At 71.9% G+C, this 26,707-nt stretch carries 24 protein-coding genes; 19 read left to right on the plus strand and 5 right to left on the minus strand.

All coding sequences use genetic code 11. The features are described from left to right. Positions 1-96 precede the first annotated feature (96 nt). The 7 genes from UA74_RS09810 (at position 97) to UA74_RS09845 (ending at position 7,292) form a co-directional block, all read left to right on the plus strand. On the plus strand, positions 97-735 hold the full coding sequence (locus tag UA74_RS09810; RefSeq protein ID WP_075739973.1) for a histidine phosphatase family protein: 639 nt from the start codon (positions 97-99) through the stop codon (positions 733-735). A gap of 56 nt (positions 736-791) precedes the next feature. Continuing rightward, positions 792-1,592 carry a signal peptidase II gene (gene lspA / locus UA74_RS09815; protein WP_404799970.1) on the plus strand — a complete coding sequence of 267 codons (801 nt, stop codon included), beginning with the start codon at positions 792-794 and terminating at the stop codon, positions 1,590-1,592. Further along, on the plus strand, positions 1,589-2,518 hold the full coding sequence (locus UA74_RS09820) for an RluA family pseudouridine synthase (RefSeq protein WP_075739974.1): 930 nt from the start codon (positions 1,589-1,591) through the stop codon (positions 2,516-2,518). Before lspA ends, UA74_RS09820 begins: the two co-directional genes overlap by 4 nt. 103 nt (positions 2,519-2,621) lie before the next feature. Continuing rightward, complete coding sequence (locus UA74_RS09825; RefSeq protein WP_157434086.1) at positions 2,622-3,131, plus strand: hypothetical protein; 510 nt, start codon at positions 2,622-2,624, stop codon at positions 3,129-3,131. A gap of 1,175 nt (positions 3,132-4,306) precedes the next feature. Further along, complete coding sequence (locus tag UA74_RS09835; protein WP_075739977.1) at positions 4,307-4,945, plus strand: TetR/AcrR family transcriptional regulator; 639 nt, start codon at positions 4,307-4,309, stop codon at positions 4,943-4,945. 119 nt (positions 4,946-5,064) lie between these two features. Beyond that, positions 5,065-5,490 (plus strand): PH domain-containing protein, encoded by a 426-nt coding sequence (locus UA74_RS09840; protein WP_083683992.1) that lies wholly within the window; start codon positions 5,065-5,067, stop codon positions 5,488-5,490. Next, positions 5,487-7,292, plus strand: a complete 1,806-nt coding sequence (locus tag UA74_RS09845; RefSeq protein WP_075764244.1) for a PH domain-containing protein — start codon at positions 5,487-5,489, stop codon at positions 7,290-7,292. The genes UA74_RS09840 and UA74_RS09845 overlap by 4 nt, the downstream gene beginning before the upstream one ends. Positions 7,293-7,607: 315 nt before the next feature. Here UA74_RS09845 and UA74_RS09850 read toward each other — a convergent pair whose 3' ends face one another. Both UA74_RS09850 and UA74_RS09855 read right to left on the minus strand, forming a co-directional pair. Further along, complete coding sequence (locus UA74_RS09850; protein WP_157434087.1) at positions 7,608-8,720, minus strand: AsnC family transcriptional regulator; 1,113 nt, start codon at positions 8,718-8,720, stop codon at positions 7,608-7,610. Positions 8,721-8,867: 147 nt separating this feature from the next. Continuing rightward, positions 8,868-9,656 carry a helix-turn-helix domain-containing protein gene (locus UA74_RS09855; RefSeq protein WP_083683996.1) on the minus strand — a complete coding sequence of 263 codons (789 nt, stop codon included), beginning with the start codon at positions 9,654-9,656 and terminating at the stop codon, positions 8,868-8,870. A gap of 192 nt (positions 9,657-9,848) precedes the next feature. Here UA74_RS09855 and UA74_RS09860 point away from each other — a divergent pair, with 192 nt between their 5' ends. Further along, positions 9,849-10,598, plus strand: a complete 750-nt coding sequence (locus tag UA74_RS09860) for an SDR family NAD(P)-dependent oxidoreductase (protein WP_075743618.1) — start codon at positions 9,849-9,851, stop codon at positions 10,596-10,598. A gap of 273 nt (positions 10,599-10,871) precedes the next feature. Here the strand turns inward: UA74_RS09860 and UA74_RS09865 are convergent, their stop codons facing one another. Beyond that, the gene (locus UA74_RS09865; protein ID WP_232237702.1) at positions 10,872-11,717 is read right to left on the minus strand and encodes a DUF4253 domain-containing protein; all 846 of its coding nucleotides are present in this window, start codon (positions 11,715-11,717) and stop codon (positions 10,872-10,874) included. A 416-nt stretch (positions 11,718-12,133) separates the two neighbouring features. On the opposite strand from UA74_RS09865, the gene UA74_RS09870 reads away from it, so the two are divergent. The 8 genes from UA74_RS09870 (at position 12,134) to UA74_RS09905 (ending at position 20,586) form a co-directional block, all read left to right on the plus strand. Continuing rightward, the gene (locus tag UA74_RS09870) at positions 12,134-13,339 is read left to right on the plus strand and encodes a cytochrome P450 family protein (RefSeq protein WP_075739979.1); all 1,206 of its coding nucleotides are present in this window, start codon (positions 12,134-12,136) and stop codon (positions 13,337-13,339) included. A gap of 710 nt (positions 13,340-14,049) precedes the next feature. Next, a complete protein-coding gene (locus tag UA74_RS09875) occupies positions 14,050-15,264 on the plus strand; it encodes a cytochrome P450 family protein (RefSeq protein WP_075743620.1) in 1,215 nt (404 codons plus the stop codon). 313 nt (positions 15,265-15,577) lie between these two features. Further along, entirely contained in the window at positions 15,578-16,870 is a 1,293-nt protein-coding gene (locus tag UA74_RS09880) for an adenosylmethionine--8-amino-7-oxononanoate transaminase (protein ID WP_075743621.1), read from the plus strand. Between the two features lie 121 nt (positions 16,871-16,991). Continuing rightward, the gene (gene bioD / locus UA74_RS09885) at positions 16,992-17,723 is read left to right on the plus strand and encodes a dethiobiotin synthase (RefSeq protein ID WP_075739980.1); all 732 of its coding nucleotides are present in this window, start codon (positions 16,992-16,994) and stop codon (positions 17,721-17,723) included. Next, positions 17,720-18,376: a hypothetical protein gene (locus tag UA74_RS09890; RefSeq protein ID WP_075739981.1), complete on the plus strand. Its 657-nt coding sequence runs from the start codon at positions 17,720-17,722 to the stop codon at positions 18,374-18,376. The genes bioD and UA74_RS09890 overlap by 4 nt, the downstream gene beginning before the upstream one ends. A 181-nt stretch (positions 18,377-18,557) precedes the next feature. Continuing rightward, on the plus strand, positions 18,558-19,544 hold the full coding sequence (bioB, locus tag UA74_RS09895) for a biotin synthase BioB (protein WP_232237825.1): 987 nt from the start codon (positions 18,558-18,560) through the stop codon (positions 19,542-19,544). A 12-nt stretch (positions 19,545-19,556) separates the two neighbouring features. After that, positions 19,557-19,769 carry a biotin synthase auxiliary protein BsaP gene (bsaP, locus tag UA74_RS33445; protein WP_075743622.1) on the plus strand — a complete coding sequence of 71 codons (213 nt, stop codon included), beginning with the start codon at positions 19,557-19,559 and terminating at the stop codon, positions 19,767-19,769. A gap of 19 nt (positions 19,770-19,788) precedes the next feature. Further along, positions 19,789-20,586, plus strand: a complete 798-nt coding sequence (locus UA74_RS09905; protein WP_232237703.1) for a DUF2567 domain-containing protein — start codon at positions 19,789-19,791, stop codon at positions 20,584-20,586. Positions 20,587-20,682: 96 nt separating this feature from the next. Here the strand turns inward: UA74_RS09905 and UA74_RS09910 are convergent, their stop codons facing one another. Beyond that, positions 20,683-22,002, minus strand: coding sequence for an FAD-dependent oxidoreductase (locus UA74_RS09910; protein ID WP_075743624.1), 1,320 nt, complete (start codon positions 22,000-22,002; stop codon positions 20,683-20,685). 154 nt (positions 22,003-22,156) lie between these two features. Then, the gene (locus UA74_RS09915) at positions 22,157-22,819 is read right to left on the minus strand and encodes an NUDIX hydrolase (RefSeq protein WP_269466413.1); all 663 of its coding nucleotides are present in this window, start codon (positions 22,817-22,819) and stop codon (positions 22,157-22,159) included. Positions 22,820-22,955: 136 nt separating this feature from the next. Here UA74_RS09915 and nadA point away from each other — a divergent pair, with 136 nt between their 5' ends. The 3 genes from nadA to nadC are packed head-to-tail and all read left to right on the plus strand — an operon-like array spanning position 22,956 to position 26,550. Further along, positions 22,956-23,999 carry a quinolinate synthase NadA gene (gene nadA / locus UA74_RS09920; RefSeq protein ID WP_075739984.1) on the plus strand — a complete coding sequence of 348 codons (1,044 nt, stop codon included), beginning with the start codon at positions 22,956-22,958 and terminating at the stop codon, positions 23,997-23,999. Next, complete coding sequence (locus UA74_RS09925) at positions 23,996-25,633, plus strand: L-aspartate oxidase (RefSeq protein WP_075764246.1); 1,638 nt, start codon at positions 23,996-23,998, stop codon at positions 25,631-25,633. The genes nadA and UA74_RS09925 overlap by 4 nt, the downstream gene beginning before the upstream one ends. Then, positions 25,630-26,550 carry a carboxylating nicotinate-nucleotide diphosphorylase gene (gene nadC, locus UA74_RS09930; RefSeq protein WP_083683072.1) on the plus strand — a complete coding sequence of 307 codons (921 nt, stop codon included), beginning with the start codon at positions 25,630-25,632 and terminating at the stop codon, positions 26,548-26,550. The genes UA74_RS09925 and nadC overlap by 4 nt, the downstream gene beginning before the upstream one ends. The last annotated feature ends 157 nt before the right edge of the window (positions 26,551-26,707 follow it).

The following is a 26,707-nucleotide window of genomic DNA, read 5'->3' on the forward strand; positions in this document are numbered from 1 at the left end:
ATCCGCCGCCGGGCGGAGCGGCCGGCGGGTTCTTCGGGGTGCCGGGCGGGCCGGTCCGCACGGATTCGCTGATCACGTCGAGCCGAGGGGACGCGGATGGGCGCTGAAGTGGTGCTCGTGCGCCATGCGGAGTCGATCCCGCCCCGGCCGGGCGGTCCGGCCGAGTCGGTGCGGCCCCTGAGCGACGGGGGACTGGCCCAGGCGGCCGGGTTGGTGGCCGAGCTGTGCTTGCCGCCGCCCGACGTCGTCTACGCCAGCCCTTATCGGCGTGCCGTCCAGACGGTGGCACCGTCGGCGGCCGAACTTGGCCTGCCCGTCCTGACCCGCACCGACCTGCGTGAGTGGGATTCCGGACTCGCTCCGACGCCGGATTACGCCCGGCACTACGCGGCGAGCTGGGCCGATCCGAAGCACCGAAGGCCCGGCGGCGAGAGCCTCGTCGAGCTGACCGCTCGGGCCTCGGCCGCGCTGGTCGACCTCGTCGCACGGCATCCCGAGTCGAGGATCGTCGTCGGCACGCACGGCACCTTCCTGGCCAGGGCACTGGTCGGCCTCGGCGTGGCGGTCGACTGGCCGTTCTCCCGGGACATGGCCTCGCCCGCGGTGTTCCGGGTGCAAGGGCTCGGCACGCCCGACGTCCGCGTGTCGGGTCCGGGGCTGCCCGCGAGTCGTCCGGGCTTCTCGCGGGACGGCGACCCGCCTCGACGGTGCAGCCGGGCCGAACGCCGTGGGTGAGGTCCGTCGCTGTGCGTCGGGTCGGTCGCCCTGTCTTCGTGCGGGACAATGGCCGAGTGAACACCGAGCATCCCGACTCCGACCCCGTCGACGGGGCGCGTGACCCGTCCCGCGCCGAGCCGTCCGCGCGGGGTGCCGACGTGCGCCGGGCCGCAGCAGCCAGCCCGACAGGCTCCGAGGGCGTCGAGGACTCCGCGCCCGCCGAGGCCGCAGGCTCGCCGGGGCAGGCCGAGGCGTCGCTGCCGCGTAGACGGGTGGGGCTGCTCGCACTCGCCGCCCTGCTCGTCCTCGCGCTCGACATCGTCACCAAGGTCGTCGCCGTCGCCACCCTGGAGCACCGTCCGCCGGTCGAGCTCTTCGGTGGAGGCCTCTACCTGGTCCTCTTCCGCAATCCCGGTGCGGCCTTCTCGATGGCCACCGGGATGACCTGGCTGCTGACCCTCATTGCGATCGGCGTCGTGATCGGCATCCTGTGGATCGCCCCTCGGCTGCGCTCGGTCGGCTGGGGCATCGGGCTCGGCCTGGTGCTCGGCGGCGCGCTCGGCAACCTCGTCGACCGTCTCTTCCGCGCGCCGGGGCCGCTGGAGGGACACGTGGTGGACTTCCTGTCGCTGTTCGCGCCGGACGGCAGTGTGTGGCCGGTGTTCAACGTCGCGGACTCCTCGCTGGTCAGCGGGGGTGTGCTGCTGGTGCTGCTCGCCTTCCTCGGCAAGGACTACGACGGCACGACGATCAAGAACGAGAAGAAGTCCGCGAAGGACGCGGCGCAGGCGACCCCGCGTGACGCGGGCGCCGACTCCACCGATCACTCGGTGGCGACCGGGTCCGATCGGACCCGACAGGAGGATTCCGCATGAGCGAGCAGCGCACCCTTCCGGTGCCGGACGGCCTGGACGGCCTTCGGGTGGACGCCGGGCTGGCCAAGCTGCTCGGCCTCTCCCGGACGGCGATCGTGGCGATGGCCGAGGCGGGCGACGTGCTCGTGGACGGCAGCCCGGCGGGCAAGAGCGATCGGCTGATCGCGGGGAGTCGACTGGAGGTCGTGCTTCCCGGCCCGGCGCACCCGCAGGTCATCGAGCCCAAGGAGGTCGACGGCCTCCGGGTGATCTACCAGGACGACGACATCGCGGTGGTGGACAAGCCCGTCGGCGTCGCGGTGCATCCCAGCCCCGGCTGGACGGGGCCGACGGTGGTGGCCGGGCTCGCCGCCATGGGGCTGCGGGTCGCGACCTCGGGTGCCGCCGAGCGGCAGGGCGTCGTCCACCGGCTCGACGTGGGCACCACGGGGGTGATGGTGGTCGCCAAGAGCGAGACCGCCTACTCCTCGCTCAAGCGGGCGTTCAAGGAACGCACGGTGGACAAGATCTACCATGCCGTCGTCCAGGGACATCCGGACCCGATCCGGGGGACCATCGACGCGCCCATCGATCGGCATCCTCGGCACGACTACAAGTTCGCCGTCATCGCCGAGGGCAGGCCCAGCGTGACCCATTACGAGGTGGTGGAGGCCTTCCGCCATGCCTCGCTGGCCGAGGTGCGGTTGGAGACGGGGCGTACCCACCAGATCCGGGTGCACTTCTCCGCCCTGCGACACCCGTGTGTCGGCGACCTGACCTACGGCGCCGATCCGAGCCTGGCCAAGGAACTGAACCTGACCCGGCAGTGGCTGCATGCCCGGCGTCTCGGCTTCGAGCATCCGGCCGACGGGCGGTACGTCGAGTTCGAGAGCGAGTACCCGGCGGACCTGGCCGCTGCCCTGGATCGCTTGCGAGAGCAGAGCTGACGCCGCGCCCATTGCGCCGCCGTGGGATCTCGCGTTTCGCGAACAGAGGTCATCGGCGCGTAATAACATCGTGATGCATGGTCTGGGAGCGCTGGGAGGCCTCGTGCAGGACAGAGACGAGTTCGGCAGGGCGGACCGGGGGCGGGTCGAACCCGTGACCCCGCCGATGGGCATCCGGCTGCCCGCAGGCGGGCCCGGTGCGCAGCAACAGGCGGCGCCCTCCGCCGCAGCGCACCCCGAGGATCTGCGACACGGCGCGCAGCAGTACGGCGCGGGCTGGGACGCCTCGGGGCAGGCGTCCGATCGTGGGGCCGCGCGGGCCGAGCCGGTCACGCCGCCGATGGGAACGCCGCTTCCGCTCGGCGGTGCGGGCAACGGCGCGGCGCTCGGCGGTCCCGTTCTCGACGATGCGGGTGCGTCAGGGCTGATCGACGACGTCGGACACGCCGCACCGGCGGTCATCGGCGGGGCGGACCCGTTCGACGACGGGCGGGTGGAGCGGGACTGGCCCACGCTGGCGCGCAACCGGAACGAGCCGCCTGAGGAGCAGGTTCCGGACGGCGCGGGCGGCTCGTGGGTCGGCCGGATGTTCGGCAACCGGCGCGAGGACTGAGCCCGTTCGCGACTCCACGGGAGCAGGGCGGCAGCACGCGGTCTCGGCGGGGTCGTCTCGTGCTTCGACGGCGGCGGGGCTCGGTCCGTGGGTGGCAGTCCGCCCGCCCGCCGCTCCGGTCGTGTGGTGACCGGCCCGGCCTGCGCGAGATCACCAGAGCGAGCCTGCTGCCCGGCCGCCTCCTGATCGATGCTCGACTCCGTGATCCGCGCTGATCGACCCCGTGTCTGGTGCGGAGCCGGTCCGCGCCGTCGGTTCGCGGCTCGCAGGCGACGGCGGAGTCTCTACGGACCGCCCATCACGGCGGCGTGCTCATGAGCACGTGACCACCGTGTCGCCACCCCGGAGCGGATCGGTAGCCGAACACCGTCGGCGGCCGTGCCGCTGCTCGGCGCCGCCCTCGCAGGCGGGGCCGGTCGGGAGGTGACGGCGGACCGGGCGCCCATGACCGGCTGCGTGCCACCGTGACGGTCGCTTCTCGATCTGCCAGTCGCCGGGGCTGGTCGGGTGGCTCGCGGCGCGGCCGTGCCGACTGCCCGCCCCGACCCCGACCGATCGTCGTGGCGGCGCCGCGCCTCCCGGCTTGTTCGTCCGGAGCCCATTCGATCGCTGATGCCTGCGCCGAGCCGCCTGCCGTACGGATGGGCGGACCGATACGCGGCTGACCGGGGGACCTCGCGACCTCGCACGCCGCCTCGGGTCGGCGACCTCGGGCGGCGACTCGTCAGCGGCCGATCGGAGCCGCATGGCGTCCTGCCCCGACACCAGCCCCGTCGTGCCCGGTGAGTCTGGATGCCGCAGACGCCCTGCGACGGGCTCGCGACCGCCGCCGACTCGCGCGACATCGAGCGGGTCCGCCGCGTCGCCGCGCCGAGCGCCGCCGACGGATCTGCGCCGTGGGCGGATGGATCGTGCCCTGGGCGCATGATCGCGCTCGCGTGTCTGAGGACCTCCGCTGCCGGGGCGCCCGGCAGCGGAGACGGCGACGCGAGCGAGCGGGCGAGGCGGGGGACGGCGGACCCGGCGTCACGAGCCTGCCCAGGACGTCCGGAGCGACAGCACACCACCATCATCATCAGCGGGTGCTTCGACAGTCCGAGGGAACCTGACAGCCGCAGCATCGCCCTGACCAGGAGATTCGGTTAAAAACTGAACACGATGCTAGATTTTTGGTCATGCAGTCAGGAATTGAGGGGGACGATCAGGAATCCCGCTCCTTCATCGAACGAGCGCGGCGGGAGCAGATCCTCCGCGCGGCGATCGAGACCATCGCCGAGCTCGGCTTGGCCAAGGCCTCTCTCGCCCGCATCGCCGCACACGCCGGGATCAGCACCGGACTCATCTCGTATCACTTCGCCGGTCGAGACGATCTGATCGCGCACGTCGTCCGCAGCGTGAACGACGGAATGGGTCGCGTGCTCACCGAGCGGATGGAGGCGGCCGAGGACTACCAGGGCGCGCTCCGAGGCCTGATCACCGGGTTCGTCCGCTTCTGCGCGGACAACCGCGCCCCGATGTATGCGCTGCGCGAGATCGCCGTGGCGGCGCGGAGCGAGCAGAGTCGGGGGCCGTCCTCGTCCGATCGTGAGGACCTTGCCTCGGGCGTCGCCGAGCTGCTCAGCGAGGGGCAACGGGACGGCGAGTTCCGCGACTTCTCGGTTCGCGTGCTGGCACTGACGCTGGGCGCCGCCCTGGAGGCCGTCCCACAAGAGCTGTACTCCCGACCCGACACCGACGTGGACGCCTACGCCGACGAGCTGGCCACGATCTTCGTGCTCGCCGTCCGACGTCCGCAGCCTGAGGAGACGACGTGACCGACCTGTCCGTGCCGAACGGACTCGGTGCGACCCCCGTACCGCCGTCCAACCGGGACGAGCTCTGGCTTCAACCGCCTCGCCACCGAATCGAACGCCGGGCCGTCGGCTGGTGGCTGATGCGCGGCGTCCTGGCCGTGGCGGTGATCGTCGGCGCGCTCGTCGCCGCCTACCTGCTGGCCGAGCCCGCCCGGCCCTGGGTGGGCCCGGTCCTGATCGGGGCCTCGGTGCTCGGCGTCGCCTACCTGGCCGTCGTCCCCGCCTGGCGGTACGCGGTCCATCGCTGGGAGGCGACCGAGGAGGCGGTCTACGTGCGGACGGGCTGGTTCGTCCGCGAATGGCGGGTGGCGCCGATCTCGCGAATCCAGACCGTCGACACGGTGCGGGGCCCGCTGCAACAGGTGTTCGGCCTGGCCACCGTCACGGTGACCACCGCGTCCGCCCACGGCGCGATCTACCTCGTCGGGCTCGATCATCGGATCGCGGCCGACCTGACCACCGACCTGACCAGGATCACCCAGGCGACTCCGGGAGACGCGACGTGACCACGCCGACTCAGGCCGACGAACTCGCAGGCGACCCGGCGGCCGAGTCCCGGGCGGCGGCCGCCGTGCCGGGCGACGACGTTCCCTGGCGCAGACTCGACCTCCGCATGGTCTGGATCGACCTGCTGATGATGGTGCTCTCCCTCGTCCCGTTCGTGCTGGCGACGGTGGTGTTCGACGTCGTGATCGACGAGTCGGCGATCTGGCCGACCGCGATCCTCGGCGTCGTCGGCGTCGGCTCCGCCCTCGCCGACCTGCTGCGCTGGGTGAAGACCCGCTACCGGATCACCGACGAGCGGGTCGAGTACCGCTCCGGTCTCCTGGTGCGCACCTACCGTTCGGTGCGCCGCGACCGGATTCGCAGCATCGACACGACCGCGAAGCTGCGACATCGAGTCTTCGGCCTGCGCGTGGTCGACGTCCGGGCCGGTGCCCAGGCCGCAGCCGGGGAGGCCGAACTGGTGCTCGACGCGGTCTCGCGGGCGGAGGCCGAGGCGCTCCGGCGCGAGCTGACGGGCGTGGGCACCCGCGAGCGGGCTGCGGACGCTGCCGGGGAGACGGGGCCCGGCCCGGCGGACGCCGTCCCGGCGACATCGCCGCCGAGGCTCGATGCGGAGCCCGGTGACGGCGTGCCGCTCGGCGCGCAGGCCGCCGACTCCGCAGGCCCCGAGACGCTGCTGTCGTCATTCCGGCCGCAGTGGCTCGTCCACAACGTGTTCAGTGTCTGGGGCTTCGTCGCGGCGGCGGGCCTGCTCTGGGGGGCGCACTGGCTGTCGGTGTCTTTCGGGCTCGACCTGACCGGCGACGTGGTGACCTTCGTCGACGGCCTGAACCTGCCGGTCGTCACTCTTGTCCTGCTCGGCATCGTGGCGGCGGGCGTCCTCGGCTCGATCGCGTTGACGGTCAACTTCTTCGCCGAGAACTGGCGGTTCCGACTCAGCCGGGTCCCCGGGGCGCAGAGCACGGTGCTGCACACCTCGCAGGGCCTGTTCAAGACTCGCGAGATCAACCGGGACGATCGGCGCCTTCGCGGTGTCGAGATCTCAGAGCCGTTGTTCCTGCGGTGGTTGCGCACTGCGGACACGACCGTGATCTCCACCGGGCTGTCCGAGGGCAGCACCTCGGAGAACGCCGCCGCGGCCATCCTGCCGCGAGTCCCGGTGGCCGAGGCCCGCCGGGTGGCAGGCGCCGTGCTGGGCGACGACCGTCCCTTCGCGACGCGGCCGATCCGGCATCCGAGGGCCGCGCTGCGTCGCCGGGCAGGCTGGGCCGTGGTCGTGACGGCGCTGGTGGCCGGGCTCCTCGCCTGGCTCGGCGCGACCGTGCCCGTGATTCCCGACTGGGCCTGGCAGGCGGGGCTCGGCGTACTGCCGATCGGGCTGCTGTGTGCCGTCGTGACCTATCGATCACTCGGTCACGCACTGGTCGGCGACCATCTCGTCACCAGGAGCGGGCTGACTCGCACGACGGCCGTCCTGCGTCGGGAGGCCGTGATCGGCTGGACCATCCGGCAGTCGGTCTTGCAACGTCGGCTCGGTCTGATGACCGTCGGCGCCACCACGGCCGCCGGGTACGGGCTTTACGCCGCCGTCGATCTCGGCTCGCCGGAGGCGCTGCGGTTCGCCCGCTCGGCGACTCCCGAGCTGCTCCGGCCGTGTCTGGGCGGTACTGCGACGCAGGACGGCGGGGTGACGCGGGACGGCGGGCCTGCGGATGGCGGCAGCGCGGCGGACGGCGGCGGGACGCACGGCGCTACCGCCGGAGCGGGAGCCGCCGTCGACGCGGGGGCCGTGCAGCGGTGACGGACGCGGGCCCCCTGCGCACTCGGTCGTCGCCGGGACGTATGCCCCGACGTCCCGGCGCGGGACGTCGCGCGGCGGTCGGCACGCGGCGGGCCCATCGGCGACCGGCCTGGCAGCAGACGGCCTGACGGCGACCGGCCTGGCGGCGGCGGGCCCGCACGGGGAGTGTCTGGCAGCGCCGGGCCTGCCCGGACCGGGGCGGAGCCGCGAGGAGATCGACCCCGTCTGCCGCGAGGTGCACCCGCCGAGACGATGCCGAGGCACCGCCCCGCGTCCTGCCGCTGCACCAGGAGGGCACCCGGTCGAGCGCCGAGGTCAGTCCTCGACCGTCCACGTCAGACTGAGCCGGTCCTCGCCCTGCTGGGGCGTCCAGCGCACCGAGGCAAGCCGGGTCGACTCTGGCAGCACGTAGACGGTGTGCCCGCCCGCCGTCTCGCCGGGCTGCACGCCGATCCGATACGGCGGCCGAGAGGACAGGGACACCGGCGCCTTGCCGATCTCCTGGCCGTCCTCACTGACCAGCATCAGGTAGAGGTCCGGCAGGGAGGCGAACGGGATCTGCCCTCGGTTGGTCAACTCGGTGTGCACGACCACCGCCCGCTCACCCTCCTGGAGCCGGTATCCCGCCGCCTCGAAGAGGAAGTTCGCCGGGTCCACCACTTCCAGGAGCTGGATGCGGAGCTGCTCGCCCTCCAACCCCTGGATGTCCAGGGCACTGCCCACCTCGCCGGTACGGCGGACGCTGGTCGCGGGGCCGGGCTGGGCGAGCACGTTGGTGGGCTGATCGCCCCTGGCCCACGAGGCAGACTGCGGCGGTCCCCAGGTGCTCATCGGGTCCTGCCCGCCCTGGGCGGGGAACGGCGTGCTGGGCGGGCCCGCGACCTGACCGGGCAGCGGGAAGGGCGTACTCGGCGGGCTGGGCTGCTGCGGGGCGGCGTGCGGGTGTGCCGCTGGTTGCTGCGGAGCGAACTGCTGCCCGTGGTGTGGTCCGGACTGGGCGCCGTGCATCGGGTAGGCGCCGCTGGGTGTCGCCTGCTGCATCGGATAGGGCCCGCTCTGGGCGGCCTGCGGGTAGACCCCGCTGGGGGTGCCCTGCGGGTACGGTCCGCTCACCGCGGCCGGGGGATACGGGCCGCTCGGGCCGCCGTGCATCGGATAGGCACCGCTCGGGGTGCCGGGCATCGGCGGGGCCTGCTGCTGGGGCGATCCTCCCCAGTAGCCGATCGCGGCCAACGCGCCGCGAATGCCCTGTGGATCGCATTCCACGCCGACGATCAGGGGCAGGCCGCTGACCGACAACGCCGCCAGTCGCGCGGCCACCTCTCTGACGTCCATGCCGAGGTGGTTCGCCAGATCGGTCACGGAGGTACGGCCCGCCTCCGCGACCACGGCGAGCAGGCGAAGGTCCACGGGGTCCGGCGCTACCACGGTTGCGCACGCTACCCGGTCGGCCGGGGCCGATGACGCAGGGTTGTTGATCCGTCGGCTGCTCGGCGGGATTCCGCTGTGGACCGGACCGGCTCGGCGGCCGGGTCCGATCGTTGCTCATCCGATCGGACGGACCGGATTCCCGCCTCACCCGGCGGGCGCGTAGATCACGATCCAATGGTCCCGCTCGGCGTCGTGCAGCATCTCGCTCTGGAAGGTGAGCCATCCTCGGGTCGGGTGGCGCACCTGTTTCACGGCGGACCGCCGGGCCCCGACCTCGCCTTGCGCCCAGTGGTTTCGGAAGGTGGCACTCGTCGCGGAGAGTTCCGCGAGCAGGGATCGGAGGTGCTCGTCGTCCGGGTACCGGCCCAGCGCCGAGCGAAGCTCCGCCGCAGCCCACCGGCCGTACTGGTGGGCTCCCTTGTCGCCGAGGACGTGGCGAGCCTCGGCGGTGAAGCCCTGGTGGATGATGTTGCGCCGGTACCGACCCACGCTGGGGATCGGGCCGAGGAGTTCGGTGGCGGCGGCATTGCGCGCCAGCACGTTCAGGCGCCCGTCGTGGACGGTGACGGGGACGGTGTCGTCCAGGCCGCGCAGCAGTCGGCGGAGCCCCGGTCGGATCTCGCTGTCCGGGGCGAGCGGCTCGGGCGGCAGCTCGCCCGCGAGCCGGAACAGGTGATCCCGCTCGGCGGCCGTGAGGCCGAGGGCCCGTGCCAGCGCGGTGAGGATCTCCCGTGAGGGACGCTGCGCTCGCCCCTGCTCGAGGCGGGTGTAGTACTCGACGGAGATCCCGGCGGCCTCGGCCAGCTCCTGCCGTCGCAGCCCCGGTACCTGCCTGCGCGACGCCCGCCCGACGGCCCGCTGGGCTGGCGGCGCCATCATGGCCCGCCGACCACGCAGGTACTTCCCGAAGTCCGCCCTGTTCCCCGTCGACATGGACACCATTCTGCCGCCGGCCGCCCGGTGGACTGGCCCTCCCAGTACCAGGCGTGCGGGAGTCTTCCCGGCCTGCGGGCGGTCCAGCACAGTCGTCGTAGAGCGCGACCCGTGCCGGGCGGCACGAGCGCTCGTCCACCGCAGTCATCGGCAGCATCCACCTGAAGACATCAAGACAAGGGAGTGCCCCTCGTGCCCACGAACCGCATCGCGCTCGTCACCGGAGCCAACCAGGGCATGGGAAAGCAGGTCGCGAAAGAGCTGGTCTCGGACGGGGTCGCCGTGTTCGTCGGGTCCCGTGATCTCGTCCGAGGCGAGGCGGCGGCCGCCGAGATCGGCGACGGCGCCACCGCGCTCGCGCTCGACGTGACCGACGCGGCGTCGATCGCCTCGGCCGCCGAGCGGATTCGCGCGGAGGCCGGTCGGCTCGACCTCCTCGTCAACAACGCCGCCATCGCCACCCGCACCGCCGTCGACCTGGCCGAGTTCCGTGCCATGGCGAAGGCGAGCATCGCCCCGCTCGACGAGGTGCGGGCTGTCTGGGAGGTGAACGTCTTCGGCCCGCTGGCGGTGTACCAGGCCATGCTGCCGCTGCTTCGCCGGTCGTCGGACGCGCGCATCGTGAACGTGACGAGCGCGCTGGGCTCGATGACGACCGTTGCAGACCCGATCTTCGCGTTCCACGCGGGCTTCGAGCCGATCTACGCCGCGTCGAAGACGGCGCTCAACGCCGTGACGCTGTCCATGATGGTCGAGTTGGCATCGACCGACATCAAGGTCAACCTCGTCTCGCCGGGGTTCGCGAACACTGCGTTGGTCAACTTCGAGGGGACGGAGTCGGTCGAGGACGCCTCCCGCGAGGTGATGCGCGTCGCCCGTCTCGGCCCGACGGGCCCGACCGGGACCTTCACCCGTTGGGAGGGTGAGCACATCCCCTGGTGACCCGCTTCCGGCAGCAGGGCCGGACACCGCCGACGCGCCGACGAGGACGGTCCTGGTCGTCCTCGTCGAGGGATCGGACGGGGTCGCGTCGAGCTATTCCACGATGCGGGTGCATCGGCACGGTGCCGCACTTCCCCGTGCCGCCTTCCCCGCGCTGCCACAGCCGTGGCGTGGGATCGTGCGGCGCTCAGCCGAGTTCGCCGGCGACCACCACGCAGGCCGCCGTCGCCCCGAGGCAACTCACCGGATCACCGGCGTCTTCGGTGACACGGCTCAATCCCACCAGAAGGACCAAGAGTTTTTTCCGAGAATGTCCTCCGCGTAGTCGCGGAGGGTGCCGGGGCCCTGGTCGATGTTGTCCGGGCAGAAGGTCCAGTGCTCGGCGGCGACGTGCTCGGCGTGCTCCTGCGTGGTGGGCGGGGCCGCGATGCTCAGGTCGAGGGTGTCGAATCCGATGCGGACGACGCGGGCGCCGAACCGGTCCTCCCAGCTGCGGACGATCGCGGCCATCGGCGCGGTGCGATCCGAGTGGTTGGTGGGGCCCATCCAGCCGATGACCGCCAGGGCGTCGGCGCTGCGCGGCGCGGCGACCAGCCCGAGCCGTCCGGAGTCCGACGCCGTCAGGTCGGCGTACCAGTCGGCGACCTCTTCTGCGGTGCGCGGGGACGTCCCCGCCGTCGCCAGGCCGGGGAAGGTCGAGTCGAAGGGCGTGAGATGTCCGGTGTCGGTGCTGCCGGAGGGCTCCAGCCAATCGGCCCAGATGTCGGCCATGACCCGTGCCGCGTCGTGACGGTCGACGTCGGCGACCGTCTCGGGGGCCAGTTCCCCGGTCTCCCAGGGCAGGCCGCCGTGCTCGGCGGTCTCCAGGATCAGCGGCCACAGTCCCGAGACGGCGTGTTCGGTGCGCAGCCGGGCCCAGAGTGCGCCGTCGGCGGCGTCATCGCCGAGCCAGAGTGCGGGCCTGGTCCGCGACGCCACGGTCCGCGCGAAGCTCTCGTCCGGCAGGATCAGCCGCCCGGGGGGCAGCGGCATCGACAGGGTGCGGCCCGCCCTCCCCTCGGGGAAGAGCGATCCCCAGTCGTCGAGCGGCTGGGCGGTGGTGCTGGGCTGGTCGATCACGTCGAGACCTCCCGGAGAGCGAGCCCGAAGTCGCGGCAGCGCCGATGCTCTCATGCCCGGCGGCGGGCCAAGCCGATCAACCGGGGAAGTTTGTTCTTGTTTTTGCTCGTTCGGCCGGTCTCGGCGGCGTGGCGGCGGTGCAGCGGTCACCGGGGCGTCTCGGCAGGTTCACCCACCGGAGTGGCGAGTGCGCGCTGATTGCCCGATCGTCGTGGGGATCGGGGGTGATCGGGCCGCGAATGGCAGGCCGCGTTAGTCCGATCAGGTGAATGTCGACGGTAGGTCGAATGGTGTGCAGTCGGGTTCAGCAGGCACATCGCGATCATCGCACCGTCTGGTGTGCCCTGGGTCACTCCGTTACGTGTGTTTACTGGAGTTGTCAGGTATTGCGCCAGTTCTCATCCTGTGGAGAGTCCATGACCGGAGTGCCTTCGTCCGCTGAGCAGACCGAGGATTTCGAGAAGGTGGTGCTGGGGGATCCGCACCCCGCTTACCGGGAATTACGCATCGAGGGCCCGGTTCGGCGGATGGTGATCCCGGAACGGGAGGCGGCCTGGATCGTGACCCGCTATGACGAGGCTCGTGCCGCGTTGGCCGACCCCGCATTGCAGAAGTCGCCGCCCGCCATCGCGAGCGGACGGTTCACCGAGGACGAGTACTTCAGTCAGGAACTCAGCGCCAACCTGCTGCAGGCGGATCAGCCCGAGCACACCAGGCTGCGCAAGCTGGTCACCAAGGCGTTCACCTCTCGTCGGGTCGCGGCGCTGCGCCCGCGTATCGAGCAGATCGCCGACGATCTGCTCGACGAGATGGAGGGCCACACCGAGCTGGACCTGCTCGATGCCTTCGCCTTTCCGCTGCCGATGACGGTCATCTGCGAGTTCCTCGGGGTTCCCGACGAGGACCGCGACGACTTCCGCCAGTGGTCGAACCTGCTACTCGACGTCGACTCGCCGGAGACCGCTCCCGCGTCCGCGAGCATGGCGGCCTACCTGATGAGGCTCATCGCGGCCAAGCGGGAGGCACCCGCCGACGACCTGTTGACCGCGTTGATCCAGGCCAAGGACGACGAGGACCGGCTCTCCGAGCGCGAGCTGGTGGGCATGGTCTTCGTCCTGCTGGTCGCGGGGCACGAGACGACCGTCAACCTGATCGGCAACGGCGTGCACGCGCTGCTGCGCCACCCCGACCAGCTGGCCGCTCTGAAGGCCGACCCCGGCCTGCTCCCTGGTGCGGTCGAGGAGTTTCTGCGTTTCGACGGACCCGTCCATCTCGCGACGATGCGTTGGGCCTCCGCCGACATGACCTTGTACGGGGCGCAGGTGTCGGCAGGGGACCCGGTGCTGGTGTCGCTGCTGTCGGCCAACCGGGACCCGAGTCGCTTCGAGGAGCCCGACCGGCTCGACGTCACCAGGACTCCGGGGGGCCACCTCGCGTTCGGACACGGAATCCACTTCTGCCTCGGCGCACCGCTCGCCAGGATGGAGGGCGAGATCGCCTTCGGCAGGCTGCTCGCCCGCTTCCCCGAGCTGAGCCTTGCGGGTGAGCCGGAGACGCTGAGTTGGCGCTACAGCACGCTGATCCGCGGGCTGGAGACGCTGCCGGTGCGGCTCACCGCCTGAACCGGCGGGCACCCGGCCCGTCGGTGCGGGAGTCGGGGACGACCTGCTCGACCGAGGTGCGGCCCGGGCCGCTGCGCGGCGTGCGAGTGCCGCCGCTGTGGGCGGGCCGCCTGCTCGGCGTTCGCCGGGATCGGCGGCCCGAGCCCGAGGCGGTGTGCGTGAAGCGCAGCCCGGTCGGAAGGAGCCGTCGGAGGTCTCGTCGCCGATCCCGAGCACCCGCCTGATCCGCGACGCCACGGGCTGCGGCGAGGGCAGCCCTCGCCCGGGCGGCGGTGTTCGGGCGTCGTGGAGCGGTTCGGCGGTGGCGCCGGGCTGGTCGATCAGGCGGAACCTTCTCCGAGCGCGAGTCCGAGCGCGGTCGCGCTGCGGCTCTCGTGCTCGGGGCACGTCGTTCGCCGGAGGTCCGCCTGCTCGTCGCTCGTTCGGCCGGTCTGGATGGGTCTCGGCGTAGCGGCGTCATCCCGTCGGCTCGCCGGGCCACCCGTTGCGAGGGAGCGGAGGCTGCCTGATCGTCACCCGAATCCCCGGTGTGATCGGGCAGCGAATGCCGACCTGAATGACTTCGATCCGGTGGATGCCGAGGAATGTCCGGCCTCGCTCACCAGGTACGTCGCCGCCCGTTCGGCTCAAGGCTTGTTTCTCGGCACTCTGTTACGCATGTTCACTGGAGTCGTCCGGAATTGCGCCGATTCCCCCGCCGTGGAGTGTTCATGTCCCTGTCGCCGTCGTCTACTGAGCAGATCGATGATTTCGAGAAGGTGGTGCTGAGCGACCCGCATCAGGCTTACCGCGTACTCCGTGCCGACGGTCCGGTACGGAAGATGCAGATGCCCGATGGGATGAAGGCCTGGGTCATCACCCGTTATGACGAGGCTCGTGCCGCGCTGGCCGACCCGGCGCTCCAGAAGGCACCGCCCGCCGGCGGGATGGCCGAGCAGGGACTCCAGCAGCTCGACGACGACTTCTCCGACGACCTGGCGGCCAACCTGATCACGGTGGACCCCCCTGAGCACACCAGACTGCGCAAGCTCGTGACCAAGGCCTTCACCTCCCGTCGGGTCGAGGCGCTGCGTCCGCGTATCGAGCAGATCGCCGACGAGCTGCTGGACGAGATGGCGAACCACACCGAGGTGGACCTGCTCGACGCGTTCGCCTTTCCGCTGCCGATGACGGTCATCTGCGAGTTCCTCGGGGTTCCCGACGAGGATCGTGACGACTTCCGCCAGTGGTCCAAGTACCTGCTCGACGTCGACTCCGCCGAGGCCGGTCCCGTGTCGGCGAGCATGGCCGCGTACCTGATGCGACTCATCGCGACCAAGCGAGACGATCCCGGCGACGACCTGCTCACCGCGCTGATCCAGGCCAGGGACGACGACGACCGACTCTCCGAGCAGGAACTGGTGAGCATGGTCTTCGTCCTGCTGTTGGCGGGACACGAGACGACCGTGAGCCTGATCAGCAACGGCGTGCTCGCCCTGCTACGGCATCCCGAGCAGCTCGCCGCCCTGACGGCCGACCCCGGCCTGCTCCCGGGTGCGGTCGAGGAGTTCCTGCGTTTCGACGGGCCCATCCATCTCGCGACGCTGCGCTGGGCCACCACGGACCTGACTCTGCACGGTGCCTCGGTGGCGGCCGGGGAGCCGGTGCTCGTCTCACTGCTGTCGGCGAACCGCGACGCGAGCCGTTTCGACGACCCCGATCGGTTCGACATCACCAGGAAGCCCGAGAGTCACCTCGCATTCGGACACGGAATCCACTACTGCCTCGGTGCGGCGTTGGCGAGGCTGGAAGGCGAGATCGCCTTCGGCAGGCTGCTCGCTCGATTCCCGGACCTGAGCCTGGCAGGCGAGCCCGAGGCGCTGCAGTGGCGCCACAGCACGCTCATCCGAGGCGTGGAGCGGCTGCCGGTGCGGCTCGCGGCCTGATCCGGTGGTGCCTGGCCTCTGGCCGTCCCCGGCGGCCTTCGCGTCCTCCTCGGCGACCGGACGAGCCCCGGCCGCCGAGGGGCGGGCCGCCGCCCGGCGGCGGCGGACCTCGGCCGCTCCGAGGTGCGCAGCACCGCCGCTGTCGGGTCCCGACCCCGGCGACGCCTCGACCGCCGGGCAGGCGCCGGACTCGGCCCGCAGATCCGCCTCGGTCGCGGGCTCCGGACCGTCGCGAGCGCCCGAGGCGGCCGCATCCCGTACGCCCGCTCGGGTCTTCGCCTGCACCGGCCGAACGGGCCTTAAGCTCCCGGACGTGGATTCCGCCCGGCTGATCGAACTGGACCGTGCCCACGTCTGGCACCCCTACGGCCCGATGCCCGGTGTGGTCGATCCGCTCGTCGTGGAGTCGGCGTCCGGGGTCCGACTGCGGACCGCGGAGCCGATCGAGGGCCGGGACGAGCTGATCGACGGCATGTCCTCCTGGTGGTCGGCGATCCACGGCTACCGCAATCCCGTGCTCGACGCGGCGATCACCGACCAGCTCGGCCGGATGAGCCACGTCATGTTCGGCGGCCTCACCCATGAGCCGGCCGTCGCGCTGTGCGCCCGCCTCGTGGAGATCACCCCGGCTCCGCTGCGCCACGTCTTCCTCTCCGACTCCGGGTCGGTGTCGGTGGAGGTGGCGATCAAGATGTGCCTCCAGTACTGGCGTTCGGTCGGCAGGCCGGCGAAGCGTCGCCTGCTCACCTGGCGAGGCGGCTATCACGGTGACACCTTCCACCCGATGAGCGTCTGCGACCCCGACGGCGGCATGCATTCGCTGTGGCGAGGGGTGCTGCCGGAACAGGTCTTCGTCCCGGCGCCGCCGCCGGGCTTCGACGTCGGCGTCGACCACGACTACGTCGCGCTGCTGGCCCGCGAGATCGAGGAGCACGCCGACGAACTCGCCGCGGTGATCGTCGAGCCGGTCGTGCAGAACGCGGGCGGGATGCGATTCCACGACCCCCGGTATCTGCACGTCCTGCGGGAGCTGACCCTGGCCAACGACGTGCTGCTGATCTTCGACGAGATCGCCACCGGCTTCGGCCGCACCGGGGAGCTGTTCGCTGCGGACCATGCGGGGATCAGCCCCGACGTCATGTGCGTCGGCAAGGCCCTGACCGGCGGATACCTGTCCCTGGCCGCGACCCTGTGCACCGAGCGGGTGGCCGACGGCATCTCCAGGGGGGAGCAGCCGGTACTCGCCCACGGGCCGACGTTCATGGGCAATCCGCTGGCCTGCGCGGCGGCGGGGGCGTCTCTCGACCTGCTGGCGGGCGACGACTGGCGACGAGCGGTCCGACGTATCGAGAGCGGACTCGCCTGCGGCCTGGCCCCGGCCCGCGACCTGCCCTCGGTGCGCGGCGTGCGGGTCCTGGGCGCGATCGGCGCGATCCAGCTCGACCATCAGGTGGACATGGTCGCCGCGCGGACGGTCGCCGCCCGGCACGGTGTCTGGCTGCGCCCCTTCGGCGAGCTGGTCTACACGATGCCGCCCTACGTCATCGGTGACGACGACCTCGCCGCCGTCACCGCCGCGATGACCGAGATCGCCGCCACGCTCTGACCGGCGCGGACGGCAGGCAGACCCTGCCGGCAGCCTCCTAGGGTGCCTGCTGCGCCGTCGATCGCGACGCGGGCGAACCGCCTCGTCGAGAGGCGCACTCCGCTGCCTCTAGGCTCGGCAGATGGGTGTCCTCGTGATCACCGGAACCGGAACCGGTGTGGGCAAGACCGTCGTCACTGCCGCAGTGGCCGCCTGCGCCCTCGGCGCGGGTCGCACCACGGCCGTCCTCAAACCCGCCCAGACCGGCGTGCGACGAGGAGAGTCGGGCGATGTCGACGACGTCCGCAGACTCGCAGGCCCCGTGACGACGAGAGAACTGGCCCGCTATCCCGATCCGCTCGCCCCGGCGACGGCGGCGGCGCGGGTGGGGCGGTCCGGCGTCGGCTCGGCGGAGATCGCCGCTGCGGCGCGGGAGCTGAGTCGTGATCACGACCGGGTCCTGGTCGAGGGCGCGGGCGGGCTCCTGGTCCGGTTCGACGCGGCGGGCAGCACTCTCGCCTGCGCGGCCACGGCGTTGGACGCTCCGGTCCTGGTCGTCGTCCGGGCGGGACTGGGGACCCTCAACGACACGGCCCTGACCGTCGAGGCCCTGCGCGCCAGAGGCCTCACCTGTCTCGGCGTGGTGATCGGCGAGTGGCCGGACCTCCCGGATCTGGCGGCCGAGCACAATCTCCTCGATCTTCCCGAGGTCGCAGGCGCTCCGCTGCTGGGTGTGCTGCCCGCGGGCATCGGTCGTCTCTCGTCGGAGGAGTTCCGCGCCAGAGCACCCGGCTGGCTGAGTCCCGAACTGGGCGGGCTGGCCGACGATCCGGCGGTGACGATCCGCACTGACAGTGTGGGAGCCACGCGATGAGCGCGGGGAACTCGCGAGGGCAGCGCGGAGCGGGCCGAGCCGGGCCCGCAGGCCGAGGGAATCAGACCGGCTGCGGGCTGTGGCTCACCGCCGTCTTCGTCACGGTCGCCTCGCTGCTGCTCTGGCAGGCCGTCACCGCCGAGGGATTCGGACGCCTCGTGTCCGCCTGCGGCGCCGCGCTGCTGTTTGTCGCCGCCTTCGCCACGGCGGGCACCTCGCTGAATCTCGGGTCCGGCCGGACGAAGGCGGGCTGTGCCCTCACCGCCGCTCTGCTGCTCCTGGCGCCGGGCCTGCTGCTCCTCGGCGGTGCCTATGCGGGCGAGGGAACCGGGGTGATCCGCGTGCTGGTGGAGGTCGTCGGCTGGCTGCTTGTGCTGAGCTGGCTGTTGGTGACGATCATCGCCTTCGGACTCGGCAAGGCGCACCGCTTCGTCGCCTCGGTGCGCGGCGGGCTGGACGAGAACTCGCCCGACTCTCCCGCCGGGTCGGCGGCGCAGGCACCGGCACGTCCTGGGACGGACGGCGGCGCGGGTGCGATGATCGTCGACGGAGATCCGGCGAGCCCCGGCGGACCGGCGATGCCGCGTCCGTCGCCGCCTTCTGACGGCCCGGCACCCCGCGATCAACCGGACGGCGACCGTCCGGCGCACTGATCTCGCGGAGGACGAACGGACCTGTGACGATCTTCTGGCGGTCGTCGACAGTGTCGCGCTGCGGATTCGGGCGCACCGTGACAATGCGTCGATCGCCCGCCTGCCGGCATCGTGGCTCGGCATACCTGAATCAAGGGAGTCCACTGTGACAGTGACGTCCGATCAGACCGACATCCTCACCATGGCCAGGGAGCAGGTCCTCGTGCAGGGCCGAGGGCTGGACCAGGCCCAGATCGAGGCCGTGCTGCGGCTGCCGGACGACCGGATCGAGAAGCTGCTCGAACTCGCCCACGAGGTGCGGATGAAGTGGTGCGGTCCCGAGGTGGAGGTCGAGGGCATCGTCAGCCTCAAGACCGGCGGCTGCCCGGAGGACTGTCACTTCTGCTCGCAGTCGGGTCGTTTCCTCTCGCCGGTCCGTGCCGTGCAGCTCGACATTCCGGGTCTGGTGGCGGCCGCCCGCCAGACGGTGGTCACCGGAGCGACCGAGTTCTGCATCGTCGCCGCCGTGCGCGGGCCGGACGACCGGCTGCTCGCCCAGGTGCAGGCGGGCATCGAGGCCATCCGCGCGGAGCCCGACACGGCCGAGATCAACATCGCCTGTTCGCTGGGCATGCTCACCCAGGAACAGGTGGACCGGCTGGTCGAGATGGGTGTGCACCGGTACAACCACAACCTGGAGACCGCCCGGTCCCACTTCCCCGAGGTCGTCACCACGCACACCTGGGAGGAGCGGTGGGAGACGCTGCGGATGGTCGGTGCGGCCGGGATGGAGGTCTGCTGCGGCGGGATCATCGGCATGGGCGAGACCGTGGCGCAGCGGGCCGAGTTCGCCGCCCAGCTCGGCGAGCTGGACCCCGACGAGGTGCCGCTGAACTTCCTCATCCCCAACCCCGGCACCCCCTTCGAGGACTACCCGGTGGTCGAGGGCGCCGAGGCGCTGCGCACGGTGGCGGCCTTCCGGCTGGCCCTGCCGCGCACGATCCTGCGTTTCGCGGGCGGGCGGGAGCTGACCTTCGGCGATCTCGGCGCCAAGCAGGGGATGCTCGGCGGGATCAACGCGATCATCGTCGGCAACTACCTGACCAATCTCGGCAGGCCCGCCGAGCAGGATCTGGAGATGCTCGACGAGCTGCGCATGCCGGTCAAGGCACTGAACCGGACGTTGTGAGCGGAGCGGGTGATGGCTGAAGACGACTTCTGCGGCTGGTGCGGGGCGGCTCGATCGACTCCGCACGCGAACGGCTGCGCCCGGCGTCGGATCGTTGATCCACCGCGATTCTGCGCACACTGCGCCCGCCGTATGGTTGTGCAGGTGACCCCGGCGGGGTGGAGCGCCCGGTGCAGTGTGCACGGCGAGCTGCACGCCCCGAGCCGGGACGCCGGCGTCGGCTGAGACGGCGTTCGGCGCGGACATGAGTGGCATGGAGGCCGATGTGGGGCAGGAGCCGATGGGCGCGGCGGGGATGCCCGCCGGGAGCATCCCCACCGGGGGAGTGCCCGCCTCGCAACCGCCGGGTGCCGTCCCGACGAGGGACGGCTCCGGCGTGGCGGCGGCGACCAGGGCCGACGGGTTCCGGACCGACGAGTCCGGTGCAGGGGGCTTCGACACCGGCGGGTTCGACACGGGCGAGTTCGGCTCCGATGGGGCCGACGAGCACTCGGCGGGAGAGTTCGGCGCCCCGGCGGTCGGTCGTCGAGTCCCGCCCGCCTTCGCCGCCGCCGACGTGCTGCCCGCGTTGAGCACACTGTCCGTCATCGGGCTTCTCGGACTGCCGCTCGGCTGGCTGTGGTCGGTGCTGGCGCCGCCGATGCAGGTGCGGGTGCTCTCCGACGGCGCACTGATCCCGCTCTCGATGGAGAGCTACCACCGGTTCGACGCCATCGCGGTGTTCGTGCTGCTCGGCGCGGCACTGGGCGTCCTGACCGGCATGGCGTGCTGGCTGCTTCGGCAGCGACGCGGGCCCCTGACCGCACTCGCCGTCGTGGGCGGCTCGGTGCTGGCCGCCTGGCTCGCGATGCGCACCGGACTGTCCTTCGCGGCCTCGGCTCATCCGCTCGGTGATCAGATCAGCGCCGGGATGACGCTGGTCCGCGCGCCCGGTCTCGACTCGCCGTGGGCGATGGTCGCCCAGCCGCTCGGCGCGGCGCTGGCCTATGGGCTGGCCACGGCCTGGAACGGCGAGGACGATCTGGGCCGCAGGCTCTCCTGAGCGAAGGATCGATCGGGGCGCCGCCTGCGAGACTGGACAGACGAGGAAGGCCGGGCCCCCGATCGGGGGCCCGGCCTTCGTTCGTTCTCGTCCGAGTCAGTCGCTGCGGCTGACCGACAGCATCTCGGTGCGATCGACGACCTTGATCCGTTCCCGGCCGCCCGCGACACCGAGGCCGATCTCATGCTCGTCCAGCCTGGTCCAGCCGGTCCAGTCGGTGAAGGGCACGCCGCGATCGGCCAGGAACCGCAGGATCGCCTCGGGCTCGGGGCGATCGCCCAGCTCCGCGCCGTCGACGTCGGCGAGCAGGCTGTTGATCGTCTCCAGCGCGTCGCCCTTGGTGTGGCCGATCAGGCCGACCGGGCCGCGCTTGATCCAGCCGGTGACGTAGACGCCGGGGATGTGCTCCTCGTCGAGGTCGAGCACCCGACCGGCCTGGTGCGGCACGGTGCCGGTGGCGTGATCGAAGGGCACCTCGGGCAGCGGCGAGCTGAGGTAGCCGACCGCCCGGTACACCGCCTGCACGTCCCAGTCGTGGAACTCGCCGGTGCCCGTGACGTTGCCGGTGCCGTCGAGCTCCATCCGCTCGGTGCGCAGGCCCTCGACCTCCGTCGTGCCGGTGACCTCGACGGGGCGGTGCAGGAAGTGCAGGTGCAGTCGGCGCGGCCTGCTGCCGGGCTCACGCATCGCCCAGTCCTGGAGGACCTTGACGATCGTCTTGACCTGGTTGCTCTCCCGGATCGCCGCCATGCTGCCCTCGTCGAACTCGATGTCCTCGGGGTAGACGATGACCTCGACGTTCGGGGAGTGGTCCAGCTCGCGTAGTTCGAGCGGGGTGAACTTGGCCTGGGCGGGGCCGCGCCTGCCGAAGACGTGGACGTCGGTGACCGGGCTGGCGGCCAGGCCCTGATAGACGTTGTCCGGGATCTCGGTGGTGAGCAGCTCGTCCGCGGTCTTGGCGAGCACCCGTGCCACGTCCAGCGCGACGTTGCCTGCGCCGATCACGGCGACGCTGCGCGCCGTCAGGGGCCACTCGCGCGGGACGTCGGGGTGCCCGTCGTACCAGGAGACGAAGTCGGCGGCGCCGTGGCAGCCGGTCTTCTCGACGCCGGGGATGTCCAGGGCGCGGTCCGCCGTGGCACCCGTGGAGAAGATCACCGCGTCGTAGTGCTCCCGCAGTTCGTCGAGCTTGACGTCCACGCCGTAGTCGACGTTGCCGATGAACCGCACTTCGGGCTTCTCCAGCACGCGGCGCAGTGCGTGGATGATCTGCTTGATCCGGGGGTGATCCGGGGCGACGCCGTAGCGGACCAGGCCGTAGGGGGCGGGCAGACGCTCGAAGATGTCGATGCTCACCGGCTGCTCGGACTTGGTCAGGATGTCGGCCGCGTAGATTCCGGCCGGACCCGCGCCGATCACCGCTACCCGCAGCGGGCGACTCATGGACTCTCCTCAGTGGTCATCACGCTTGGATTGGCGATACGTCCACGTCCAGGGGGTGCACCCTGTCGTTAGGTAGAGGTTAGCCCGGCCTAAGCGGTCCCTTCCGCCCGGGGGACTGTGGCTCTGATCACCTGCGCGGTGCCGTGCCCGGCGGCGGCGGCCGGAGCACCGCGAACGGGTCCGTGACTTGGATGCCGTGGCCGGTGAACCGGAAGAGCGCTGCGGGCCTGCCGCCTGCGGGTCCGGAGGGCGAGGTGTGCCCGGTGGGCTCCAACAGGCCGCGCCGGGTGAGGACCCGCTGGAGGTTGGTGGGCGAGACCCGATAGCCGAGCGCCACGGAGTAGATCCCGCACAGTGTCGAGATGCTGAACTCCGGCGGGGCGAGGGCGAACCCGAGGTTGGTGTAGGACAGCTTCGCCCGCAGCCGGTTGCGGGCCCGCAGCACGATCGCCTCGTGGTCGAAGGCGGTGTCGGGGAGCTGGTCGACGGGATACCAGCGGGTGTCCTCGGGGACCTCGGGGTCGACGTCACAGGGCGCGAGCCCGAGGAAGGCGGTGGCCACCGTCCGAGGGCCGGGGACACGGTCCGGCGCGCTGAAGACCGCGAGCTGTTCGACGTGGGAGAGCCTGCGGACGTCGACCTTCTCGGCGAGCTGACGGCGGATCGAGGCCTCGACGTCCTCGTCGGGGCCGAGCCGCCCGCCGGGCAGGGACCAGCGGCCCGCCTGGGGTGCCATGCCGCGCTGCCACAGCAGCACCTGAAGTGATCTGTCCGGCCCGAGACCTCGCACTCCGAGTACTGCCGCCAATACCTCGTGCCCGGTAGTGCTCACCCGGCTGATACTATCCGGGTGGTTTTCGCTCGCTGGGCGAAAACTCTGGGTAGTCAAACCGACCCCGATCCGTGGTCGGGTCAGGAGGATCAGGATGACTGCGAGCAGCACGGCCGCCCGACAGGACGTGGCGGCAGAACCCGGCATCGACCTCACGCCCTTCGACGGGGTCGCGGCCGATCAGGCCTGGCGGGAGGAGGTCCTGCGACTGGCAGCCGAGCAGGACGCCGTGGTGCTGGCGCACAACTACCAGCTTCCCGAGATCCAGGACGTCGCCCACCACACCGGCGACTCGCTGGCGCTGAGCAGGATCGCCGCCGAGAGCACCGCCGCCACCATCATCTTCTGCGGCGTCCACTTCATGGCCGAGACCGCCAAGATCCTCAGCCCGGAGAAGCGGGTCCTGATCCCCGACGCGCGCGCGGGCTGCTCGCTGGCGGACTCGATCACCGCCGAGCAGCTTCGCGAGTGGAAGGCCGAGCACCCCGGCGCGGTCGTCGTCTCCTACGTCAACACCACCGCCGCGGTGAAGGCCGAGACCGACATCTGCTGCACGTCGTCCAACGCCGTCGACGTGGTCCGCTCCATCCCGGCCGACCGGGAGGTCCTGTTCCTGCCGGACCAGTTCCTCGGCGCCCACGTGCAGCGCGAGACCGGCCGGAAGAACCTGCACATCTGGGCGGGCGAATGCCACGTCCACGCGGGCATCAACGGTGCCGAGCTGGCCGAACGGGCCGCTGCCGCCCCCGAGGCCGAGTTGTTCATCCACCCGGAGTGCGGCTGCGCGACCTCCGCGCTCTACCTGGCGGGCGAGGGCGCGGTGCCCGCCGAGAAGGTCAGAATCCTCTCCACCGGCGGCATGCTCGACGCCGCGCGGGCGACCTCGGCCGCCTCGGTCCTGGTGGCCACCGAGGTCGGGATGCTGCACCAGTTACGGCAGGCCGCACCGGACGTCGACTTCCGAGCCGTCAACGACCGGGCGTCCTGCCGCTACATGAAGATGATCACGCCCGCCGCGTTGCTGCGGTGCCTGCGGGAAGGGCTCGACGAAGTCCATGTCGATCCCGACACCGCGAGTCAGGCACGCAGCGCCGTGCGTCGGATGATCGAGATCGGCAGGCCGGGCGGCGGCGAATGACCATCCGATGGGAAGCCGACGCGGATGTGCTCGTGGTCGGCACCGGGGTGGCCGGGCTGACCGCCGCGCTGCACGCCCAGCGGCTGGGCCTGCGGGTCCTGGTGGTCACCAAGGGGGCGGCCGAGGACGGCAACACCCGGTGGGCGCAGGGCGGCGTGGCCGTCGTGCTCGACGACCGGACGTCGGAGGCGGCGGCCGTCGACTCGGTGGACCGGCACGTCACCGACACCACGGCGGCGGGGGCAGGCCTCTGTGACGAGTCCGCGGTGCGCGGCGTCATCGGCGCGGGCCCCGCTGCCGTGACCGATCTGATCGCGCTGGGGGCGCGCTTCGACGCGGCGGCGGACGGCAGCGGGCTCGCCAGGACCAGGGAAGGCGGGCACAGCGCCTTCCGGGTGATCCACGCGGGCGGTGACGCGACCGGCGCCGAGGTCTCCCGCGCGCTGCTCGCCGCAGGCCGCGACGGCGGGCTCGCCATCCTGGAACACCACGTCGCAGTGGAGACGCTGCGCACCCCGACCGGGGCGGTGGCGGGCCTGCTCGTGCTCGACCCCGACGGGGCGATCGGTCTGCTGCGGGCCCCGGCGGTGGTGCTCGCGACCGGCGGAGTGGGCCAGCTGTACCAGGCCACCTCCAACCCCGACGGCGCCACCGGCGACGGCCTGGCACTGGCCCTGCGGGCGGGCGCGGTGGTGTCGGATCTGGAGTTCGTCCAGTTCCACCCCACCGTCCTCTACACCGGCCCGGCCGCCCGAGGACGGCGACCGCTGATCACCGAGGCCGTCCGGGGCGAGGGCGCCGTGCTGATCGACGCCTCGGGCAGCCGGGTGATGACCGGAGTGCATCCGATGGCCGACCTCGCACCCCGCGACGTCGTGTCGGCCGCGATCACCCGCAGGCTCGCCGAGGCCCCCGGCGGCGTCGACGACCACGTCTTCCTCGACGCGACCCACCTGGCCGGTCCGGCCTTCCGACGACGATTCCCCACGGTGTTCGCGGCCGCTCAGGCGGCGGGCGTCGATCCGGCGGTCGACCCGATACCGGTCGCGCCCGCCGCGCACTTCGCCTGTGGCGGCATCGTGGCCTCGACGGCAGGCCGTACCGGAGTCGTCGGCCTCTACGCGGTCGGCGAGGTGGCCAGGACCGGCCTGCACGGGGCGAATCGACTGGCGTCGAACAGCCTGTTGGAAGGCCTGGTGACCGGGCGGACGGTGGCCGAGGCGGTGGCCGCTGATCTGGCGGCCTGCCTGCTGGGCGGCCCTACCGGCTCGGTCGACGCCGTGCTGCCCGCCGAGGCGGTGGCCGACCGGCCGGTGCTCCAGCGGGCCATGAGCAGACATGCCGCCATCGGCCGCGACGACGCCGGGCTGGTCGAGGCGGCGGCCACGCTGGACGCCTGTTCCGTCGTGCGCCCGTTGCGGACGCCGGAGCTGGTGGCCGATGCGGCGCTCGCCCTGGTGGCTCGGCTGCTGCTGCTCGCCGCGACCCGCCGCACGGAGTCGCGAGGCTGCCACGTGCGCCATGATCATCCCGAACGCGACGATCGGCGCTGGCTGCGGAGCCTGCCCGCCCGCCTGGACGTGGCAGGCCTGCCGATCCTCGTCGATCCGATCAGCCTGAAGGGTGTCGCATGAGTTCGCGTTTCGCAGAGTTCGTCCCGGCCGAGTTCTCCTCGACCGTGCTCGGGGAACTGGAGGCCGCCTCGCTCGACCCGGCAGAGGTGCGGCGGGTGGTGCTCACCGCCTTGGAGGAGGACCTCAGATACGGGCCGGACGTGACCACCTCGGCCACTGTCCCCGCCGACGCGGTCGCGGTCGCCGACGTGGCGGCGCGGCGGGCGGGCACCGTCGCGGGCATTCCGGTCTTCCTCGCTGTGCTGGACACCGTGCTGGGACCCGATCGCGTCGAGGTGCAGACGGAACTCTCCGACGGAGACCGGGTGGTGCCCGGCCAGGCCGCGCTGCGGGTCAAGGCGTCGGTGCGCGGACTGTTGACCGCCGAGCGCACGGCGTTGAACCTTCTCTGCCATCTCTCCGGCGTCGCCACCCTCACCTCGGCCTGGGTGGCCGAGGTCGCAGGCACCAACTGCGTCATCCGGGACAGCCGCAAGACCACGCCGGGGCTGCGGCACCTGGAGAAGTACGCGGTGCGCTGCGGAGACGGGGCCAACCATCGGATGGGTCTCGGAGACGCCGCCCTGATCAAGGACAACCACGTGGTCGCGGCGGGCTCGGTCACCTCGGCCCTGGCCGCCGTCCGTGCCCACGCCCCGGACCTGCCCTACGAGGTCGAGGTGACCACGCTGACGGAACTCGACGCCGTCCTGGCCGACCGCGCGGAACTGGTGCTGCTGGACAACTTCAGCCCGCAGCAGTGCGCCGAGGCCGTCCGGCGCCGGGACGCGGCAGGCACCGGCACCCGGCTGGAGGCCTCCGGCGGGCTCACCCTGGACGTCGCCAGGGAGTACGCCGTCACCGGGGTGGACTACCTGGCGGTGGGCGGGCTCACCCACTCGGCGCCCGCGCTGGACCTCGGGCTGGATCTGATCTGATCGACACGGCGTCGGGCGTCCAGCGCCTGGCGACGGGTGCCGGACGCCGTCGTGACCGGCGTCGTCCGGCGCCAGGACGTTCGTCGGTGCGCGGGGCCTGTGCGGGCGGGGCGTCGTCGCCGGTCCCTCGGTCACCGGCGGTGCGCCGATCGGGCGG

It is taken from the genome of Actinoalloteichus fjordicus (assembly GCF_001941625.1).
Taxonomy (GTDB): Bacteria; Actinomycetota; Actinomycetes; order Mycobacteriales; family Pseudonocardiaceae; genus Actinoalloteichus_A; species Actinoalloteichus_A fjordicus.